18 protein-coding genes are annotated in these 20511 nt (G+C 72.2%); 13 read left to right on the forward strand and 5 right to left on the reverse strand.

The features are described 5' to 3' along the window. Positions 1-10: 10 nt before the first annotated feature. Positions 11-820 carry a class I SAM-dependent methyltransferase gene (locus V6U90_RS08970; RefSeq protein WP_334433214.1) on the reverse strand — a complete coding sequence of 270 codons (810 nt, stop codon included), beginning with the start codon at positions 818-820 and terminating at the stop codon, positions 11-13. A gap of 358 nt (positions 821-1178) precedes the next feature. On the opposite strand from V6U90_RS08970, the gene rpsA reads away from it, so the two are divergent. From rpsA to uvrB, 3 genes are all read left to right on the forward strand, one after another. Next, positions 1179-2672: a 30S ribosomal protein S1 gene (gene rpsA / locus V6U90_RS08975; protein ID WP_334433216.1), complete on the forward strand. Its 1494-nt coding sequence runs from the start codon at positions 1179-1181 to the stop codon at positions 2670-2672. A 249-nt stretch (positions 2673-2921) separates the two neighbouring features. Then, complete coding sequence (gene coaE / locus V6U90_RS08980) at positions 2922-3872, forward strand: dephospho-CoA kinase (protein ID WP_334433218.1); 951 nt, start codon at positions 2922-2924, stop codon at positions 3870-3872. Positions 3873-4257: 385 nt separating this feature from the next. Next, positions 4258-6357: an excinuclease ABC subunit UvrB gene (uvrB, locus tag V6U90_RS08985; protein ID WP_334433220.1), complete on the forward strand. Its 2100-nt coding sequence runs from the start codon at positions 4258-4260 to the stop codon at positions 6355-6357. 81 nt (positions 6358-6438) lie between these two features. Here uvrB and V6U90_RS08990 read toward each other — a convergent pair whose 3' ends face one another. Next, positions 6439-7230, reverse strand: coding sequence for an SDR family oxidoreductase (locus tag V6U90_RS08990; RefSeq protein ID WP_334433222.1), 792 nt, complete (start codon positions 7228-7230; stop codon positions 6439-6441). Between the two features lie 83 nt (positions 7231-7313). Between V6U90_RS08990 and V6U90_RS08995 the strand changes: the two genes are divergently transcribed. The 6 genes from V6U90_RS08995 (at position 7314) to V6U90_RS09020 (ending at position 13613) form a co-directional block, all read left to right on the forward strand. After that, on the forward strand, positions 7314-8222 hold the full coding sequence (locus tag V6U90_RS08995) for a GNAT family N-acetyltransferase (protein WP_334433224.1): 909 nt from the start codon (positions 7314-7316) through the stop codon (positions 8220-8222). An 82-nt stretch (positions 8223-8304) separates the two neighbouring features. Next, on the forward strand, positions 8305-9234 hold the full coding sequence (locus tag V6U90_RS09000; RefSeq protein WP_334433226.1) for an STM4015 family protein: 930 nt from the start codon (positions 8305-8307) through the stop codon (positions 9232-9234). After that, positions 9231-10424, forward strand: coding sequence for an STM4014 family protein (locus V6U90_RS09005; RefSeq protein WP_334433229.1), 1194 nt, complete (start codon positions 9231-9233; stop codon positions 10422-10424). Before V6U90_RS09000 ends, V6U90_RS09005 begins: the two co-directional genes overlap by 4 nt. Further along, positions 10421-11245 carry an STM4013/SEN3800 family hydrolase gene (locus V6U90_RS09010; RefSeq protein WP_334433231.1) on the forward strand — a complete coding sequence of 275 codons (825 nt, stop codon included), beginning with the start codon at positions 10421-10423 and terminating at the stop codon, positions 11243-11245. The genes V6U90_RS09005 and V6U90_RS09010 overlap by 4 nt, the downstream gene beginning before the upstream one ends. Beyond that, entirely contained in the window at positions 11242-12672 is a 1431-nt protein-coding gene (locus V6U90_RS09015; protein ID WP_334433233.1) for an STM4012 family radical SAM protein, read from the forward strand. Before V6U90_RS09010 ends, V6U90_RS09015 begins: the two co-directional genes overlap by 4 nt. Further along, a complete protein-coding gene (locus V6U90_RS09020; RefSeq protein ID WP_334433235.1) occupies positions 12669-13613 on the forward strand; it encodes an STM4011 family radical SAM protein in 945 nt (314 codons plus the stop codon). Before V6U90_RS09015 ends, V6U90_RS09020 begins: the two co-directional genes overlap by 4 nt. A gap of 151 nt (positions 13614-13764) precedes the next feature. Here the strand turns inward: V6U90_RS09020 and V6U90_RS09025 are convergent, their stop codons facing one another. Continuing rightward, a complete protein-coding gene (locus tag V6U90_RS09025) occupies positions 13765-14058 on the reverse strand; it encodes an antibiotic biosynthesis monooxygenase family protein (RefSeq protein WP_334433237.1) in 294 nt (97 codons plus the stop codon). A 150-nt stretch (positions 14059-14208) separates the two neighbouring features. On the opposite strand from V6U90_RS09025, the gene pnuC reads away from it, so the two are divergent. The 3 genes from pnuC to V6U90_RS09040 all read left to right on the forward strand — a co-directional run bounded on the left by pnuC (position 14209) and on the right by V6U90_RS09040 (position 17421). Further along, a complete protein-coding gene (gene pnuC, locus V6U90_RS09030; RefSeq protein ID WP_334433239.1) occupies positions 14209-14829 on the forward strand; it encodes a nicotinamide riboside transporter PnuC in 621 nt (206 codons plus the stop codon). Positions 14830-14927: 98 nt separating this feature from the next. Beyond that, positions 14928-16076, forward strand: coding sequence for an AAA family ATPase (locus tag V6U90_RS09035; protein ID WP_334433241.1), 1149 nt, complete (start codon positions 14928-14930; stop codon positions 16074-16076). 343 nt (positions 16077-16419) lie between these two features. After that, positions 16420-17421 (forward strand): TerC family protein, encoded by a 1002-nt coding sequence (locus V6U90_RS09040; protein ID WP_334433243.1) that lies wholly within the window; start codon positions 16420-16422, stop codon positions 17419-17421. Positions 17422-17556: 135 nt separating this feature from the next. Here the strand turns inward: V6U90_RS09040 and V6U90_RS09045 are convergent, their stop codons facing one another. Next, entirely contained in the window at positions 17557-18480 is a 924-nt protein-coding gene (locus V6U90_RS09045; protein WP_334433245.1) for a C40 family peptidase, read from the reverse strand. Between the two features lie 73 nt (positions 18481-18553). Next, positions 18554-19627 (reverse strand): mandelate racemase/muconate lactonizing enzyme family protein, encoded by a 1074-nt coding sequence (locus V6U90_RS09050; RefSeq protein WP_334433247.1) that lies wholly within the window; start codon positions 19625-19627, stop codon positions 18554-18556. A 44-nt stretch (positions 19628-19671) separates the two neighbouring features. On the opposite strand from V6U90_RS09050, the gene V6U90_RS09055 reads away from it, so the two are divergent. After that, positions 19672-20469 carry a tyrosine-protein phosphatase gene (locus tag V6U90_RS09055; RefSeq protein WP_334433249.1) on the forward strand — a complete coding sequence of 266 codons (798 nt, stop codon included), beginning with the start codon at positions 19672-19674 and terminating at the stop codon, positions 20467-20469. Positions 20470-20511 lie beyond the last annotated feature (42 nt).

Genomic DNA, 20511 nt, shown 5'->3' on the forward strand with positions numbered 1-20511 from the left:
CGACCCGCGGTCAGCCGGCCGGCTTCTCCGCCACGAAGATCGCGGTACCGGGGAAGAGCCGGCCGCGCAGCGGGCTCCACTGCCCCCAGATCTCCTCGTGCCCCTCCGGCCACTCCGGTTCCACCAGGTCGACCAGGCGGAACCCGGCGCCGACCAGCTCCCGGACCCGGTCACCGAGGGTGCGGTGCTGCTCGACGTAGCTGGGCATGCCGGTGGCATCCTGCTCGACGTACGGACGCCGGTCGAAGTAGGAGTTGACCGCCACCAGCCCCGCCTCACCGGGATCGTCGGGGAAGACCCAGCGCATCGGGTGGGTCACCGAGAAGACCCAGCGACCGCCGGGGCGCAGCACCCGGTGGACCTCCCGCATCACCGCCGCCGAGTCGGCGACGAAGGGGATCGCGCCGAACGCGGTACAGGCGGTGTCGAAGGCCGCATCGGTGAAGGGCAGGGCCAGCGCGTCGGCCTGGACCAGCGGCACGCGTACCCCGGACAGCCGCGCCGCCGTGGCGGCGTGTCGCAGCATCCCGGCGGAGAGGTCCAGGGCGACCGGCCGGGCCCCCCGGGTGGCCAGCCAGCGCGCGGCGGCGGCGGCCCCGCAGCCGAGTTCCAGGACGCGTTGCCCGCGTACCTCGCCGAGCAACCCCGCGTCGGCCTCGCGCAGCCCCTCCGGGCACCAGACGAAGTCCACCTCGCCCAGGAAGCCGCCGTGCGTGGCCTGGTAGTCGTCGGCGTCGGAGTCCCACCAGCGGCGACTGGCCCGGCGGGCGTCGGCGTCGTCGACCGGCCGGCGGGTGACGGTGGGTTCGTCGTTCTGCACCCCGCCACGCTAGGCCCCTGGTCGGGGCACCCGGGCGGCGGGCACGGGTGTGACCGAGCAGACATCTTTGCGGGATACTGGGTGATTTCGCGGGTTACGCACGTTGACCAGCGGCCGAACCGCCGGGAGGGCTTGCACGCTGTGGTAATGCGCACGGTAGGCTGTTCGATGCGCTCGCGGATAGCGTGCCTCGGCAGGGAGCAGGCCCGCGGTCGACGGAGCCACCTTACGATCTCGCCGCCGGCGTCGAGCCGGTGCGGGTGATCGTCCGGTGCGCCCGACGGCGGATCCGCTGGCGCGAAAAGGTCACTGCGCGACGCCTGCTGTGACACACCATCCGACCGGAGCAACCGCCCACATGACGAGCAGCATCGAGGCCTCCTCGAGCGCCACCCGGGTCACCCACGACGATCTCGGTTCCGAGGAGGCTTTCCTCGCCGCGATCGACGAGACCATCAAGTACTTCAACGACGGCGACATTGTCGAAGGCACCGTCGTCAAGGTCGATCGGGACGAGGTCCTGCTCGACATCGGCTACAAGACCGAGGGTGTCATCCCCTCGCGCGAGTTGTCGATCAAGCACGACGTGGACCCCGCCGAGGTGGTGACGGTCGGCGATCACATCGAGGCCCTGGTCCTCCAGAAGGAGGACAAGGAGGGTCGCCTGATCCTCTCGAAGAAGCGGGCGCAGTACGAGCGCGCGTGGGGCACCATCGAGAAGATCAAGGACGAGGACGGCGTCGTCCGCGGTTCGGTCATCGAGGTGGTCAAGGGTGGCCTCATCCTCGACATCGGGCTGCGTGGCTTCCTGCCCGCCTCGCTGGTCGAGATGCGCCGGGTGCGGGACCTGCAGCCGTACGTCGGCCGGGAGCTCGAAGCCAAGATCATCGAGCTGGACAAGAACCGCAACAACGTGGTGCTGTCCCGCCGGGCGTGGCTGGAGCAGACGCAGTCCGAGGTGCGTACCGAGTTCCTCAACAAGCTGCAGAAGGGCCAGGTCCGCAAGGGCGTCGTCTCGTCGATCGTCAACTTCGGTGCGTTCGTCGACCTCGGCGGTGTGGACGGTCTGGTGCACGTCTCCGAGCTGTCCTGGAAGCACATCGACCACCCGTCCGAGGTTGTCGAGGTCGGCCAGGAGGTCGAGGTCGAGGTCCTGGACGTCGATCTGGACCGCGAGCGGGTCTCGCTGTCGCTGAAGGCGACCCAGGAGGACCCGTGGCGGCAGTTCGCCCGGACCCACGCGATCCAGCAGATCGTGCCCGGTAAGGTCACCAAGCTGGTGCCGTTCGGTGCGTTCGTCCGTGTCGACGACGGCATCGAGGGTCTGGTGCACATCTCCGAGCTGGCCGAGCGCCACGTGGAGATCCCGGAGCAGGTCGTCCAGGTCGGCTCGGACGTCATGGTCAAGGTCATCGACATCGACCTGGAGCGGCGGCGGATCTCGCTCTCGCTCAAGCAGGCCAACGAGGGCTTCGTCGAGGGCGAGGAGCACTTCGACCCGACCCTCTACGGCATGGCCGCGACCTACGACGCCGAGGGTAACTACATCTACCCGGAGGGCTTCGACCCGGAAACCGGGGAGTGGCTCGAGGGCTACGAGAAGCAGCGCGAGGCGTGGGAGCAGCAGTACGCCGAGGCCCGTCAGCGGTGGGAGGCGCACACCAAGCAGGTGCAGTCCTCCCGGGCCGCCGAGGCCGAGGCCGCTGCCAACCCGCCGGCGGCTCCGGCCGGTACCGGTGGGGCGACCTCGACCACCCCGGCCCCGTCGCGTCAGGCCGAGGAGCCGGCCGGCACCCTGGCCACCGACGAGGCGCTGGCCGCGCTGCGCGAGAAGCTGGCCGGCGGCAAGTAACAGCAGGCACCACCCGGGCCCCGTCCCGCGACCGGTTCATCCGGTCGCGGGACGGGGCCCGTCCCGTTCCGCCCCCGGCTACCGGCCGGTGCCCGGTGCTGTCGCCGCCCGGCGGGGTACGTCCCTACCCAGCGGTCGAGGCGACCGGTGGCCGGCTGACCATCGAGGTGCCCGGCGCCAGCCGGACGGTGGGGTGGGGGGCGGATGCGGGTGGCCGGACGGGTCCGGTTGACTGGTGTGGTGCTGAGGGTGGGACTGACGGGCGGGATCGGTTCGGGCAAGAGTGTCGTGGCGAGCCGGCTCGCCGGGCTCGGGGCGGTGGTCATCGACTCGGACCGGCTGGCCCGGGAGGTGGTGGCGCCCGGCACCGAGGGGCTGGCGGAGATCGTCGCCGCGTTCGGCAGCAGCGTGGTCGCCCCGGACGGCAGCCTGGACCGGCCGGCCCTGGGCGCACTGGTCTTCGGTGACGAGGCGGCCCGACGGCGACTGGAGAGGATCGTCCACCCCCGGGTCCGCGCCCGGACGGTCCAGCTTACCGGTGCCGCCCCGGCTGACGCGGTGGTGGTCAACGACGTGCCGCTGCTGGTGGAGGTGGGGCTCGCACCGACCTACCACCTGGTGCTGGTGGTCGAGGCGACGGAATCAACCCGGATCGGGCGACTGGTCCGGGACCGGGGGATGGGTACCACCGAGGCGGTACAGCGGATCCGTGCCCAGGCCGACGACATCCGTCGGCGGGCGGCGGCGGACGTGGTGCTGGGCAACGACGCCGGGCTCGCCGAGCTGCACGATACGGTCGACCACCTCTGGCGCGACCGCCTGGTGCCCTACGAGCACAACCTGCGGACCCGCCGACCGGTACCCGGCCTCCCGCTGACCGGTGGTGCCGGCGATCCGACCTGGCCGGCGCAGTACGCCCGGCTCGCCGCCCGGCTGCGGCACACCCTGGGGCCGGTGGCGGAGGGGCTGAGCCACGTCGGGCCGACCGCCCAGGGGCGGCTCCCGGAACAGGACATCATCGACATGCGGCTGACGGTGGCGTCCGTGGCACAGGCGACGGCGATGGCGGAGCCGCTGGCCGGGGCCGGGTTCCCGGCGTGGCCGGAGCCGGCCGACCATCCGCGATCGCCGGGTGGGTGGCGGTACGGCAGCGCCGACCCCGGCCGTCCGGTCGACCTGCGGGTCCTGGTCAGGACCTGAGACACCGGTGTCCGTGCCCGACCGGCCGGGCCCACCCCAGTCGGTGTGGTAGTCACATCGGAGATGGTGTGGGGCCGCTCGGTCCGCCCGGTTCCGCAGTCGTCCGGTGGGCGCCTGCTGGTGTCTAGGGGCGCCCGCGGCGGCCGGTCAGCGCGTCAGGCGCGACCGCGACAGCGCGCACGCCGGCGGAGCCGGGGCTGCAACCGTCACGCCGGGGGCGGCCTGCCAGGTGAGGGCGGGGCTGCCGGCCCGGTCGGCCGCCGCGGGCGGCCTACCCGGAAACGGTAACCCGCTGAGCAGGGCCACACAATGCGAATATCGAAGCCGATCGTGCACTCAGGGTGGTCTCCGCTGGCTGTCACACCGTCGGCGTACCGTTGTTGTCATGGCGCTCGACATTCCACGGCTGGACGGCCGGTTCCAGGTCGTCAGCGAGTTCTCCCCGGCCGGGGACCAGCCGGCAGCCATTGATGACCTTGAGCGGCGGGTGCGGCGGGGCGACCGGCACTCGGTGCTGCTCGGCGCGACCGGTACGGGCAAGAGCGCGACCACCGCCTGGCTGGTCGAGCGACTGCAACGGCCGACCCTGGTGCTGGCCCCCAACAAGACGCTCTGCGCGCAGTTGGCCAAGGAGTTCGGTGAGCTGCTGCCGCACAACGCGGTGGAGTACTTCGTCTCCTACTACGACTACTACCAGCCCGAGGCGTACATCCCGCAGACCGACACCTACATCGAGAAGGACTCCTCGATCAACGAGGAGGTCGAGCGGCTGCGACACTCGGCGACCATGTCGCTGCTCACCCGCCGGGACGTGATCGTGGTGGCCACGGTCTCCGCGATCTACGGCCTCGGCACGCCGGAGGAATACCTCGACCGGGCGGTCCGGATCCGGGTCGGCCAGGAGGTGGACCGCGACCAGTTGCTGCGGCGGCTGGTCGACATCCAGTACACCCGCAACGACATGGCCTTCAACCGGGGCACGTTCCGGGTCCGGGGCGACACGCTGGAGATCATCCCGGCGTACGAGGAACTGGCCCTGCGCATCGAACTCTTCGGCGACGAGGTGGAGAAGCTCTACTACCTGCACCCGCTCACCGGGGACGTGGTGCGCGAGGTGGACCACCTGCTGATCTTCCCGGCCACCCACTACGCCGCCGGCCCGGAGCGGATGGAGCGGGCGATCCGCGACATCGAGGTCGAGCTGGCCGAGCGGCTGGCCGAGTTGGAGCGGCAGGGCAAGCTGCTGGAGGCGCAGCGGCTGCGGATGCGCACGACGTACGACATCGAGATGATGCGCCAGGTCGGCTTCTGCTCCGGCATCGAGAACTACTCCATGCACATCGACGGCCGGTTGCCGGGCAGCCCGCCACACTGCCTGCTCGACTACTTCCCCGACGACTTCCTCACCGTCATCGACGAGTCGCACGTCACCATCCCGCAGATCGGCGGCATGTTCGAGGGCGACGCGTCACGCAAGCGGATGCTGATCGACCACGGGTTCCGGCTGCCCAGCGCGGCGGACAACCGGCCGCTGCGGTTCGACGAGTTCCTGGAACGGGTCGGGCAGATGGTCTTCCTCTCCGCCACCCCCGGGCCATGGGAGTTGGAGCAGGCGCAGGGGGAGTTCGTCGAGCAGGTGATCCGTCCGACCGGTCTGATCGACCCCGAGGTCGTCGTCAAGCCCACCAAGGGGCAGATCGACGACCTCATGCACGAGATCAAGCTACGGACCGAGCGGGACGAGCGGGTACTGGTCACCACGCTGACCAAGAAGATGGCCGAGGACCTGTCCGACTACCTGCTGGAGCACGGCATCCGGGTGCGCTACCTGCACTCCGAGGTCGACACGCTACGCCGGGTCGAGCTGCTGCGGGAGCTGCGCAAGGGCGACTACGACGTGCTGGTCGGCATCAACCTGCTGCGGGAGGGGCTCGACCTGCCCGAGGTGTCGCTGGTCGCCATCCTCGACGCCGACAAGGAGGGCTTCCTGCGTAGCGGCCGGTCGCTGATCCAGACCATCGGTCGGGCCGCCCGGAACGTCTCCGGCCAGGTGCACATGTACGCCGACAAGATCACCCCGTCGATGGCGGGCGCGATCGACGAGACCAACCGGCGTCGGGCCAAGCAGGTCGCGCACAACGAGGCGCACGGGATCACCCCGGAGCCGCTGCGGAAGAAGATCCACGACATCCTGGACGACATCTACCGGGAGGCGGAGGACACCTCGTCCATCGGCGGTGCGGCCCGGCAGCTCTCCCGGGGCAAGGCCCCGGTGGCCGAGACCCGCAGCCGGGGCCGGGCCACCGCGACCACCTCCCGGGCGGGGATGGCCCGCGCCGACCTGGCCCAGCTCATCCAGGAGCTCAACGACCAGATGCTGGCCGCCGCCCGGGAGTTGCAGTTCGAGTTGGCCGCCCGGATCCGGGACGAGGTGGTGGAGCTGAAGAAGGAACTGCGCGGGATGGACGCCACCGGGGTGAAGTGACCGAGGTCGTCGTCGGCGCACCGGCGCCAACCCTGCCCGGTAACGGGGGTGGCGGGGCACCGGCGGCGGTCGGACCGGTGGTCAGCCGTACCGGTTGAAGCCGCCCTCGGAGTCGATCACCTGCCCGGTGATCCAGCCACCGTCCGGCGAGCAGAGCCACTCCACCAGCCGAGCGGCGTCGTCCGGGGTACCCCAGCGGCCGCCGGGGAAGCGCCGGGCGACCGCCGCGTACGCCTCCGGTGGGGCGTACCCGGTGTCGGTCGGGCCGGGGTGCACGCAGTTCACGGTGATGCCCTGCGGCATCAGGAGGAGTGCGAGCTGGACGGTCAGGTTCTCCACCGCGGCCTTGCTGACCGCGTAGGCCAGGGCGTTCGGCATCGGGCCGAGCCGTTGCCCGGTGGAGAAGAGGACCAGCCGCCCGTCCGCGCGAGCGGGGCCACCGGACCCGGTCGGCCGCTGGGAGGTGAAGGCCGCGACGAACGCCTCGGCCAGCAGCATGCTGGCCCGTACGTTCACGATCAGGTGCCGGTCGATCTCAGCCGGGTCGAGGCTGCCCAGCGGCGTGTCGGTGCAGTACGCGTGTACCGCCACGACCACGTCGATCCGGCCGTGCCGGCGTACCGTCTCGGCGACCAGCTCACCCGGCGCGGCCGGATCGAGCAGGTCGACCGCCTGGTAGGTGGCCCGCCCGGCCAGTTCGGTGAGGAGCGCCGGTACCCCCTCGGGATCACCGCCGTACGGCTGGGCCTCGTCGAAGGCGGGTAGTCCGGTGAGGTGGAGGCGGTAGCCGGCGGCAGCGAACCGGCGGGCCACCGCCGCGCCGATCCCGACCCGCCGGCTGACTCCGGTGACCAACGCGATCCGTTCCGTCATGATCGCATTCAAGTCCGTCGCGGTCCGTCCGGGCGAACGAATATTCGGATGTCCGTCCCCGGTGACTGGTCTACCGTGCGCCCGTGCACACCGACCTGACCTGGCGTCCGCTCACCGCCGCCGACCTGCCCGACGTCGCCGCACTCGCCGCGCGTTGCCTCGCGGTGGACGGCGGGTTGCCCCTGATCGCGTCCGAGTCCTTCCTCGGCCGGCGGTTCGCCGCAGCGGACGGGGTGGCCCGGTGCGCCGTCGACCGGGCGGGCCGGCTGGTGGGTGCCGCCGCTCTCCGGCAGCACGCCACCGCCGGGCGGCGTCAGGCGGTGTACCTGGGGCTGGTCGACCCGGCCCGCCGGGGGCGCGGGATCGGGTCGGCGCTGCTGGACTGGGGTCTGGCCGAGGCTCCCACGGTGGGGGACGGGGTCGTGGTGGAGACCGAGGCGCTCACCGACGGGGCCGCCGCGCTCTTCGCCAGCCGGGGCCTGCACCGGATCTTCGCCGAGGACGTCATGCGCTTCGACCTGGCCGGTACCGCGCTGCCTGACGTCGCAGTACCGGCCGGGATCCGGCTCGCCGCCTGGTCCACCGCGCTGGCGCCACGATTCTTCGCGGTCTACACCGCGGCCTTCGCCGGTCGCCCGGGTTTCCCGGGCTGGTCCGCCGAACGCTGGGTCGACTGGACGGCCGGCGACGAGGAGTTCCGCCCCGGGTGGTCGCTGCTCGCGACCGACGACACCGGTACCGACGACACCGGTAGTGATGTCGCCTTCGTCACCTGCGCGCAGGGCTGGATCGTGCAGGTCGGGGTCCGGCCGGAGCAGCGCGGTCGCGGGCTCGGGGCGGCCCTGGTCACCGAGGCGCTGCGCCGGATGCGCGCGGACGCGGTGCGCGAGGTGCTGCTCGACGTGAACGTGGACAATCCGGCCGGGCAGCTCTACCGGCGGCTCGGATTCGCCGTCGTCGGCCGGCGGGCCCGCTTCGAACCCGTTTCCTGACGTCCCGCCGGCCCGGCGGCGGTGTCGGTCGACCTTGCTATCGTTCGCCCGCCTGACCCCTCCAGCGCCCGGGAGAAGCGCCATGACGATCAACCAGCATGTCACCGAGTTTGCCGGCCTACCGGTGGTGGCCTTCGACCCGGCGGACCCGCTGGCGGCCTACCAGACCGGCATCGCGTGGCGGCTGGAGGCCCCGGAGTACGACACCTCCGCCGAGGACTTCGCCGCGCAGATCATGCAGTTCGTCGAGACCGTCGACCCGGCCTCGGTGCAGGCCCTGGTGATCGGTGCCTGGGGGTCGGCCTACGACACGCCCCCGCCGGTCACGCTGCTGGCCGACCTCGCGTCCCGGTTGACCGGGCTGCGGGCGCTCTTCCTCGGCGAGATGACGTTCGAGGAGTGCGAGATCTCCTGGATCCGACAGGACGACATCACGCCGCTGCTGGCCGCGTACCCGGCGCTGGAGGTGCTGCGGGTCCGGGGTGCCACCGAGGGGCTGACGCTCTCGCCGGTCCGGCACACCGCCCTGCGGGAGTTGGCCATCGAGGCCGGTGGCCTGCCCGCACGGGTGGTCCGGGCGGTCGCCGACTGCGACCTGCCGGCCCTGGAGCACCTGGAGTTGTGGCTCGGTGACCCGCAGTACGGTGGCGACGCCACCGTCGATGACCTCGTACCGATCCTCGCCGGTACCCGGCTGCCCGCCCTCACCTACCTCGGCCTGCGGGACGCCATGATCGCCGACGAGGTCGCCGCCGCGGTGGCCGGCGCGCCGGTGGTGGCCCGACTGCACACCCTCGACCTTTCCCTCGGGGTCCTCTCCGACGCCGGTGCGGCGGCGCTGCTGGCCGGGCAGTCCCTCACCCATCTGCGCCGGCTCGACCTGCACCACCACTACGTCAGCGAGGAGTCCGCCGCGCGGCTGGCCCGGGAGCTGTCCGGGGTCGAGGTCGACCTCTCCGACCGGGAGGAGGCCGACTCCGACGGCGACCGGTACGTGGCCGTCGCGGAATGACGGTGACACCGCTGGTGGTGGTGGGTAACCCGGACAACCGGCGGGTGGCGCTGTTCCTGGCCGCTGCCGTCCGGGCCGCCCGCCCGGTCACCGTGCTGCCCTGGCGGCAGCTCGCCGCCGGGCCCGTCGAGCTACCAACCGGTGGCCTGGTCCGGGTCGACTCGCCGGGCGAGGACCCCGAGGTGGACCGGCTGTTGCGCGGCGCCACCGTACCGGCCGCCCACGGTGAGATCACCGGGCTGGCGGCCTGGTACGCCGGCCTGTGCGCCGCCCTGGACCGGCTCGCGCAGGCCGCCGCCCGGGCCGGCGCCACGCTGCTCAACGATCCACGGGACATCGCCGTCATGTTCGACAAGCGGGCCTGCCACGCCCGGCTCACCCGGTTGGGGGTATCGGTGCCGCCGGCCCTGCCGACCGTTGCCGGGGACTGGGCCGGGCTGCGGGCGGCGCTGCGGAGCGCCGGGTGGTCCCGGGTGTTCGTGAAACCGGCGCACGCCTCGTCGGCCTCCGGGGTGCTGGCCCTCCAGCTCGCCCCGGGGCGGATCCGCGCGACGACCTCGGTGGAGCTGACCGACGACGGGCGGCTGTTCAACTCGCTCCGGGTCCGCGACTACCGCACCGAGTCCGAGGTCGCGGCGATCGTGGACCGGCTTGCGCCGGACGGCCTGCACGTCGAGCGCTGGTTTCCCAAGGCGGGGATCGGCCAGCGGACGGTCGACCTGCGGGTCCTGGTCGTCGCCGGCGAGCCGTCCCACGTGGTGGTCCGGGCCAGCCGGGGGCCGCTGACCAACCTGCACCTCGGCAACGTACGCGGTGACCTGGCCGCCGTGCGCGAGGCGCTGGGTCCGGTCGGGTACGCCGGGGCGCTGACCACCTGCGTCCGGGCCGCCGCCGCCTTCCCCGGCTGCCTGCACGCCGGGGTGGACCTGCTGATCGGCTCGGACTGGCGCCGGCATGCGGTGGCCGAGGTGAACGCCTTCGGCGACCTGCTGCCCAGGCTGCACGACGACGCCGGCCGGGACAGCTACGACGCGCAGCTGCACGCCCTGGCCGCCGGCCGCTTCGTCGTCCCGCCGGTGACCGTGCCCCCGATGGCCGTGCCCCCGATGGCCGACCCGCCGGTGACCGTCCCGCCGCTGAGCCCTCCGCCGGCACCACCGGCCGCCGCCCGACCGGCAGTGCCGGCGTGAAGACCCTGCTCGGCAGCCACGACCTGCTCCTGGTCACCCTGGACACGCTGCGCTACGACGTCGCCCGGGACCTGGCCGCCGCCGGGCGTACCCCCAACCTGGTCCGGGCCCTGCCGGGCGGCAGGTGGGAACGACGGCACACCCCGGCGAGTTTCACCTACGCGGCACACCAGGCATTCTTCGCCGGCTTCCTGCCCACCCCGACCAGCCCCGGCCCGCACCCCCGGCTCTTCGCGGCAGCGTTCCCCGGCAGCGTGAGCGCCACCGAGGACACCTGGGTCTTCGACGCGCCGGACGTGGTCACCGCCCTCGCCGGTCTGGGCTACCACACCGTCTGCGTGGGCGGAGTGGGCTTCTTCAACCCGGCCTCGCCGCTCGGCCGGGTGCTGCCCGGGCTCTTCGCCGAGACGCACTGGGAGCCGGAGTTCGGCGTCACCGCACCGGGCTGCTTCGAGGCGCAACTCGACCGGGTCGACCGGGTGGTCGCCACGGTCCCGGACGGACGGCCGCTCTTCCTCTTCGTCAACGTGGCCGCGCTGCACCAGCCCAACCGGCACTACCTGCCCGGCGCCGGGGACGACAGCCTGGCCAGCCACGCCGCCGCCCTGGAGTACGTCGACCGGCACGTCGGCCGGCTCTTCGCCGCGCTGACCGGTCGGGGCCGGCCCTGCCTGGTGGTGCTCTGCTCCGACCACGGCACCGCCTACGGCGAGGACGGCCACACCGGTCACCGGTTCGGGCACGAGGTGGTGTGGACGGTGCCGTACGCACAGTTCGTCCTCGAACCGGGGACGTGGAACCGAACGGGGAATCCGGCATGACCACACTGGACGGTTCGCCCTATCAGGGCTACCTCTACGCGTACCCGCACAAGACGGCGTACCGGCCGTTGCGGCCCCGCCCGGCGCTGCGGGACGTCTGGGCGGGGGAGCGCCGGGACGGTCTCTTCCTCTACCTGCACCTGCCGTTCTGCGAGATGCGCTGCGGGTTCTGCAACCTGTTCACCCGGGCCAACCCGCCCGCCGAGCAGGTGGCCCGCTACCTGGCCCAGCTCGGCACGCAGGCCGACCGGGTCTCCGACGCGCTCGGTGACACCGACTACGCCCGGATCGCGATCGGTGGTGGCACTCCCACCTATCTGACCGCCGCCGAGCTCACCGCGCTGTTCGACCTGCTCACCCGGTTCGGTGCCCGCCCCGGCGCGGTACCCACCGCGGTCGAGACGTCCCCGGCCACCGCCACCGCCGACCGGATCTCGGTACTCGCCGAACGCGGCACCACCCGGATCAGCATGGGGGTGCAGAGTTTCCTGGACGCCGAGTCGCGGGCCGCAGGCCGTCCCCAGCGCCGGGACGAGGTGGAACGGGCGCTGGCGACCATCCGGTCGTCGGGGATCGACACGGTCAACCTCGACCTGATCTACGGCATCGCCGGCCAGACGGCACAGACCTGGGCGCAGTCACTGTCGGCGGCGCTGTCCTGGCAACCCGAGGAGCTGTTCCTCTACCCGCTCTACGTCCGCCCGCTCACCGGCCTGGGCCGGCGGTCGGTACCCCTGCTCCCCACGGCCGGGGCGGCCCGGCCGCCCGATCCGCACGCCGAGAGCCGGGTGGCCCCGCCGCCCGTGCGGCCGGCGGACCGGCGGGATCCGCCGGCCGGGGGATCCGACACCGACCCGGAGTGGGACGCCCAGCGGCTGGCTCTCTACCGCCAGGGCCGGGACACCCTGCGCGCCGCCGGTTACCGGCAACTGTCCCTGCGCCACTTCCGCCGGGCGGACCTGCCCGACCCGGACGGTCCGGACTACTCCTGCCAGGACGACGGGATGGTCGGCCTCGGCTGCGGTGCCCGGTCCTACACCACCGACCTGCACTACTCGTTCGACTACGCGGTGGGTGTCGGGCAGGTCCGCGCGATCATCGAGGACTACCTGCGCCGCCCGGCCACCGACTTCGACGTGGCGGAGGTCGGGTTCGCCCTCGACGGTGTGGAACAACGGCGCCGCTGGCTGGTCAAGTCCCTGCTGCGGGCGGACGGCTTCGCGCCGGCCGGGTACCATGACCGCTTCGGCAGCCCGGTGGAGGAGGACTTTTCCCAGCTCACCACGTTGGTGGAGCGGGGTTGGGTCGAGCTGGGCCCGGACCGGGTGGTGCTCACCGACGCCGGCCTGGAGCGTTCCGACGCGATCGGGCCGTGGCTGGTCTCCGGCCCGGTCCGGGCCGCCATGGCGGGGTACGCGTGGCGGTGACCAGGACATTCCTCGGGATGCCCGGCCCGGCTGGGCCGGCCGGGCCGATGCACCTGCGCATCCTCTACCGGGGCCCGCTGGCCAGCTGCAACTACGACTGCCCGTACTGTCCGTTCGCCAAGCGGCGGGACACCCGTGAGCAGTTGCGCGCCGACCGGGTGGCCCTGGAGCGGTTCGTCGACTGGGTGACCGGCAACCCGCACGGCGACCGGCTCTCGGTGCTGTTCACCCCGTGGGGCGAGGGGCTGACCCGTTCCTGGTACCAGCGGGCGCTGGTGACGCTCTCCCGGTTGGCGCACGTGGACCGGGTGGCCATCCAGACCAACCTGGCCTGCCGGCTGGACTGGCTGGCCGACGCCGACCGGCAGCGGATCGCGTTCTGGGCGACCTACCACCCTGGGCAGGTCAGCCGGTCGGCGTTCCTCGACCGCTGCACCGGCCTGCGTGACCGGGGCATCCGGTTCTCGGTGGGCATGGTGGGCCTACCCGGGCACCTCGCCGAGGCACGGTGGTTGCGTGCCGCGCTGCCGGCGGAGGTCTACCTGTGGATCAACGCCGCCGAGGGCTACCGGTACCCGCCGCAGGAGGAAGCCGACTGGTCGGCCCTGGACCCGCTCTTCGGTTACAGCGTCCGGCCACACCCGTCTGCGGGCCGGTCCTGCCGGACGGGGGAGAGTGTCATCTCGGTGCGGGGGGACGGTGAGGTACGCCGCTGCCACTTCGTCGACGCACCGTTGGGCAATCTCTACGACGGGTCGTACCGCGCCGCGTTGCGACCCCGTCCCTGCCCGCAGACCAGCTGCGACTGCCACATCGGGTACGTCCACCTGCGGACGCTGCCGTTGTACGACGTGTTCGCCGGTGGGGTGCTGGAGCGGATCCCGGCGGAACCGCTCTGGTCGGCTCCGCCGTGCCCACCGGAACCGGCCGTGGCGGGTTGATCCGTCCGGATCGACGGTCCCGGATCGACGGTCCCGGATCGACGGTCCCGGATCGACGGTCCCGGATCGACGGGCCGGATCCGACGGCCCCGTGCCCGTCGGATCCGGCCCGGGAGGACCCTAGCCGGAGGGTACGACGAAAGCCTCCGGATCAGGCCGGTACGTCGGTGAAGTGCTCCACCACCGGCGGACCGGCGAAGTACGGCCCGATCAGGGTCCGCCAGCGGGTGAACCGCTCGGTGGCCCGGAACTCCTGCTCGTGTGCCTCCACCGAGTCCCACTCGACGAGCAGTACGAACCGCGAGGGCGACTCGATTCCCCGGGTCATCCGGACCGACCGGCAGCCGGGCGTGCCGGCCAGCACGGTGTGCCCCTCGGCGTACGCCGCTGCGAACTGCTCCTCCTGACCGGGAACCACATCGATCAGAGCGACCTCAAGCACCATGGCGGCAGCCTCGCACGCTGCGTGGACCGTCCCGTGACCGGGGTGTCCGCCGTCCATTTTCTGCTCTAGGGTGAGCGGCCGGATCGTGGCGCGCGGCGGGATCCGCAGGGAGGACGCATGATCGACTAGCTGACCGGTACGGCGGTGACCGTGGCCGGTACCCCCACCACCTGGGCGGAGCTGCTCGGCTTCGCCACCGGGGTGCTCAATGTCTGGCTGGTGGCCCGCCAGCGGCTGTGGAACTGGCCGGTCGGCATCGTCAACGTGCTGCTGCTGATGGTGCTGTTCTGGACCGCCGGGCTGTACGCCGACGCCGGCCTCCAGGTCGTCTACGTCGTCCTCGGCCTCTACGGTTGGTGGAACTGGCTCTTCGGCGGGGCGCAGCGCAGCCGGCTGCGGGTCAGCCGGACCGGACGTGGCGAGTGGACCGGCCTGGCGGTCGCCGGGGTGGCCCTCACCGGAGGGCTCTGGCTGGTGCTCACCCGGTACACCGACTCGACCGTACCGCTGGCGGACGCGCTGACCACCGCGCTCTCCCTGCTCGCCACGTACGGCCAGACCCGCAAGCTGGTGGAGAGCTGGTGGATCTGGATCGTCGCCGACCTGATCTACATTCCGCTCTACCTCTACAAGGGACTGCACCTGACGGCGCTGCTGTATGTGATCTTCCTGGGGCTCTGCGTGCTCGGTCTGCGGGCCTGGTCGGCGGACCTGCGGCGGCGGGCGGAGCCGGAACCGCTGGCTCCCGGCCCGGCCCCGGTGGTGCCGTGACCCCCGCCGATCCCGACCCCGTCGTGACCGGCCCCGTCGATCCCGACCCCGTCGATCCCGACCCCGTCGATTCCGACCCCGTCGATTCCGACCCCGTCGTGACCGACCCCGCCGTGACCGGCCCCGGGCCGGGGCCCGGTCCTGCTGCCGGGACCAGCGCACCTGCGGCCCCACCGGCCGCCGACCGGCGGCCCGAGTTCCGCCACGCGCTGGTGGTGGGGAAGTTCTACCCGCCGCACGCCGGGCACCACGCACTGATCGACGCCGCAGCGGCGCGCTGTGCCGCGGTGACCGTGGTGGTGGCGCCGTCCTCCCGGGAGTCGATTCCGCTCGCCGCCCGGCTCGACTGGCTGCGCGAGGCGCACGCGGCCAGCCCGCACGTGCGGTTCGTCGGGGTGTACGACGACCACCCGGTGGACTACGCCGACCCGGCCGTCTGGGACGCACACTGCGCCGTCTTCCGGGCCGCCGCCGGCCCGGTTCGGTTCGACGCGGTCTTCTCCTCCGAGGCGTACGGCGCGGAACTGGCCCGCCGGTTCGGGGCGGTACCGGTGTGCGTCGACCCGGACCGGCTCGCGGTACCGGTCTCCGGTACGGCGGTCCGGGCCGATCCGGTCGGGCACTGGCGGTGGTTGCACCCGGCGGTGCGGGCCTGGTTCGTCCGGCGGGTGGTGGTGGTCGGCGCGGAGTCGCCCGGGACGACCACCATGGCGGCGGCGCTGGCGGCGCACTACCGGACCCGCTGGGTACCCGAGTACGGCCGCGAGTTGACCGCCCGGAAGTTGGCCGTGCTGCGGTCGGAGCGGCCGGACGCCACCGTCTCCGACGTGGTGTGGGGCCGGGCGGACTTCGTCGAGGTGGTACGGGAACAGCAGGCGGCCGAGGACGCGGCGGCCCGGCAGTCCGGTCCACTGCTGATCTGCGACACCGACACCCGGGCGACCTCGGTCTGGGAGCAGCGCTACCTCGGCTCGTCCTCCGCGGTGGTCCGGGCGGCGGCCCGCACGCCGGACCTCTACCTGCTCACCGACCATCACGGGGTGCCGTTCGACGATGACGGGCTGCGGGACGGGGCGCACCTACGGGCCGGCATGACCGAGCGGTTCCGGGCGGTCCTCGCGGACAGCGGGGTACCCGTGGTGGAACTCACGGGTCCGCACGAGCAGCGTCTGTCCCGTGCGGTGGCGGCCTGCGACGCCCTGTTGGCGGCCGGCTGGTCGCTGGTGGATCCGCTGGTCGGGGGCTGATCTTCGGCAGGTGGCGCTGGTCCCTCCCGGCCCGGCCAGGGCAACACCTAGCCTCCTAGGATGCCCCTGCGGGTAGTGACCTGCCTGGCAAAAGGCGCTCCTGGAGGTGCGCTGCCGGGCGGTCATGGTGAACAATGGCGGCCGAGGAGGGGAGTATTCCCCCGCGGTGGTGTCGTCAGCACGGTCAACCGGTTCGCCGGCCTGACCCGGCACCGTCGGTCACCGTCCTGCGGCGGTGGCGGAAGAGACCTCCGACAGTCACCAGAGTCAGCGTCGCCAGCACACCGGGCCCCGTGGGGGCGTACGGTGTGCCCGATGCCGCGTGTCTGCCGGAGGAAATGAGTTGAACGTGTCCGGATGGGTGTGGGCCGCGACCCTCGTCGTACTGACGGCGGTCCTGCTGGCCGACCTGTTGATCATCGGCCGCCGGCCGCACGAGCCGAGCATCCGCGAGTCCAGTCTCTGGGTCGCCTTCTACGTGGGCCTCGCGCTGCTCTTCGGCGTCGGGCTCTGGCTGACCTCGGGTGCCGGGACTGCCGGGGAGTTCTACACCGGCTGGCTGACCGAGTACAGCCTCTCTGTGGACAACCTCTTCGTCTTCGTCATCATCATGGGCCGGTTCGCGGTACCCCGGCAGTACCAGCAGAAGGTGCTGCTGATCGGTATCGTCCTCGCCCTGGTCATGCGGGGCGGGTTCATCGCGGCGGGCGCCGCGCTGATCTCCCAGTTCTCCTGGGTCTTCTACATCTTCGGCGCGTTCCTCATCTACACGGCGATCAACTTCTTCCGGCAGGGTGAGCCGGACGAGGACGAGTTCCAGGAGAACGTGCTGATCCGGTGGAGCCGTCGGGCGCTGCCGCTGTCGAAGGAGTACAACGGGGCGAAGCTGACCACCAGGCCGTACGGTCGGCGGCTCTTCACCCCGATGCTCACCGTGATGATCGCCATCGGCACCACCGACCTGATCTTCGCGTTGGACTCCATCCCGGCCATCTTCGGTATCACCCAGGAGCCGTACCTGGTCTTCACCGCGAACGTCTTTGCGCTGATGGGCCTGCGCCAGCTCTACTTCCTGCTCGGTGGCCTGCTCGACCGGCTGGTCTACCTCAACATCGGCCTCGCGGTGGTGCTCGGCTTCATCGGCGTCAAGCTGGTGCTGGAGGCGCTCGCCGACAACAACCTGTTCTTCATCAACGACGGTGAGCACGTCGGCTGGGCGCCGCACATCCCGATCTGGCTCTCCCTGGTGGTCATCCTCGGCACCCTGGCGGTGGCGACGGTGGCCAGTCTGGTCAAGTCGGCTCGCGACCGGCGCCGCGAACTGGCCGGGGCGGCGCACCGCTAGGGTCCGTCTCCCGCATGGATCATGGAGTTGTGGTGCCCCGCAAAAGCCGCGAAGTGGCGCAGTCCGGGCACCACAACTCCATGATCGCCGTGGTCGGTGGCGGGGCCCGTCCTGATGCGCCGGCCGGAGCTGCGGTCAGACCCGGTGCACACCGACCAGCGTGGCGGTCCGTTCCGCCGGCAGTTGCTCCTCCAGTACCCGCCGTTTCGTGTAACAGGCGTGCAGCATCCGCCGGTCGTCCCCGGGTCGGGGGGTGGCGGTGACGATGCCGATGTGGTGGATCGGTCTGCCGGGTCGGGCGAAGAAGTAGAGGTCCCCGGGACGTTCGGTGCCCAGCGGGACCGGGGTGGTGGCCCGGGCCTGGTCGTCGGCGTCGCGCGGCAGGCGTACCCCGAACCGTCGCCAGGCCAGATGCACCAGTCCGGAGCAGTCGATGCCGTAGGCCGACACCCCGCCCCACAGGTAGATCACGTCGAGTAGCCGGTGGGCGACGGCCAGCACCCCGTCCGGCGTCGGTGCGTCGGTCGGGACGGGCGCGAGGTGGGCGTCGGGGAGCCAGAGCGGTGCGGGATGCCCGGGGGCGTGCACGGGTCGCCAGTCGTCGCGGGCGGGGCCGGCGGGCGCGAGCCGGGTGCCGAGGATGACCCCTGGCACCGTCACGGGGCCGCCGGGGGTGGCGTGCAGACCGGTGACCGTGGCGTCGACGATCAGCAGGTCGGCCGGGGGTGGCTCGGGTGGGGCGGTGAGCTGGTCGACCGGGAGCCAGCCGGGGTAGCCCCGGGGGTCCAGTTTCGCCGCTGGCTGCTCGACCGCCACGACGTGTGCCCAGCCGTCGGGTCGGACGTCGGTGACCAGCACCCGTTCGCCGAGCAGGAGCTGACTGAGTACGCAGTCGCCGACCTGCTGGTCGGCGTCCATCGCGGCGATCCAGCCGGCGATGTCGGTGCGGTCGGTGAGGGCGGGCCGGTCGATGGGGCGGACGGCCTCCGGGGCGGTCCAGAGGGTGGCCACCGCGACGCGGATGACGGCCTCCCGGCCAGGTTGCGGTTGCCAGCCCATCTCTGCTCCTCCCGACCCCATCCGACAATATGAAATTTACCGACGGGTATCAAGAAGGCTGTGTAGTTTTCCTTCAGTCAAGGCTGGTGATGCCGAGCCCCGGTGCGTCGGGCAGGACCACCTCCGCGCCGGAGTACCGGATGCCACCGCGTACCGGTGACCAGGCCAGCCACCAGGCGGCGTCGAGATCGGAGACGGCGGACGTGCCGTACGCGGCGACGAGGCTGGCCGCCGCGCCGAGCCCGACCTGGCTCTCCATCATGGATCCGACGACCGTGCCGACCCCGTGGGCGCTGGCCAGGTCGAGCAGGGTACGCGCCACTGCGAGCCCACCGCACTTGGCGAGCTTGACGTTGACCAGGTCGGCGGCCCGGTGCCGGATCACCTCGACCAGGTCCCGCACGTCGAAGACCGACTCGTCGGCGAGGATCGGGGTGTCCACCCGGTCGCTCACCCAGGCCATGCCCTCGATGTCGCGGCGGGCGACCGGTTGCTCGACGAGTTCGACGTCGAGGCCGGCGTCCTCGATGCCCCGGATCACCCGGACCGCCTCCCGTGGGGTCCAGCCCTGGTTGGCGTCCAGCCGCAGCCTCGGTTCGGAACCGATGGCGGCGCGTACCGCGCGGACCCGGGCCAGGTCACCGGAGGGGTCGGTGCCGACCTTGAGCTTCAGCACGGTGAAGCCCTCGGCGCACCGCTGCTTGGCGGTGGTGGCCAGGTCGACCGCGTCCCCGGCGGAGAGGGTGACGTCGGTGGGTACCCGCAGCCGGGTACCGCCGAGCAGCCGGACCAGTGGTACGCCGAGGCGACGGGCGGCCAGGTCGTGCAGGGCGACGTCCACGGCCGCCTTGGCCGCCTCGTTGCCGACCACCGCGCGGCGCACCTCCGCGCAGCGGGCCACCAGGTCGTCCGGGTCGAGCCCGGCGACCAGGGGACCGAGGATCTCCTGTACGCATGCCTGCGCCCCACCGATCGACGCGCCGGTCACCTGCCAGACCTGGGGTGCCTCGCCGAACCCGGAGCAGCCGTCGGTGTCGGTTACCTCCACGACCAGGGTGTCCACCGTGGTGGTGCGGCGCAGGGCGGTGACGAAGGGGGTGTGTAAGGGGGCGGAAAGCCGGTGGGTGCGTACCGCGGCGATCGTCATGTGGGGCACCCTATACGCAAGATGTGGGGCTCTGGGGAGGCCGAATGGTCGGGCAGGACTGGGAACTGCTGGGTTCGCCGAATGCGCGGGACCTCGGTGGCCTGGTGGGTGCGGGTGGTCGGCGGGTACGGGCGGGGCGGCTGATCCGCAGTGCGGCGTTGGGTCGGTTGGTCGACGAGGATCTGCCGGTGTTCGACCGGCTCGGGGTGGCCTGCGTGGTGGACCTGCGCGGTGGGCCGGAGATCGAGGTGGCCCCGGCGGACCGGCTGCCGGGTGATCCCCGCGTGGTGCACCTGCCGGTGTACGACCCGACGCACCCGCTCTTCACCTACGTGTCGGCGCTGGTGCTCGGGCATGACCTGTCCGGGTACGGAGGGCTCGCGCGGGAGGGCACTCCGGCGGCGATGGCGGCCATCTACCGGTGGTTCGTCACCGGGGAGTCGGCGCGGGCCGGGTTCGCCGGGGCGGTGCGCCTGGCGGCGGAGTCGCCGAACCTGCCGTTGCTGTTCCACTGCAGCGCGGGCAAGGACCGTACCGGCTGGTTGGCGGTGGTGCTGCTGACCGTGCTCGGGGTGGACGCCGAGGCGGTGCGGGCCGAATACCTGCTGACCAACGAGCGGACCGCGAGCCTGCAGGAGGTGCTGTTGGAGGCGATGGGCCGGCGGCATCCGGGGCTGGACGTCGAGGTGGTGCGGCCGGTGCTCCAGGTCCGCCCGGAGTACCTGGACGCCGCCTACGACGAGGTGGCGCGGGTGTACGGCTCGTTCGACAGGTACCTGCGGGACGGTCTGGGGGTGACCGCCGAGGTGCGGGCCGCGCTGCGGGAGAACCTGCTGGCCTGACCGGCAGTGGTGCCCGGCAGTGGCGGCCCGGCCGGGTCCGGC

Origin of the sequence: Micromonospora sp. CPCC 206060 (assembly GCF_036906895.1) — a bacterium.
In the GTDB taxonomy this organism is placed as follows: Bacteria; Actinomycetota; Actinomycetes; order Mycobacteriales; family Micromonosporaceae; genus Micromonospora.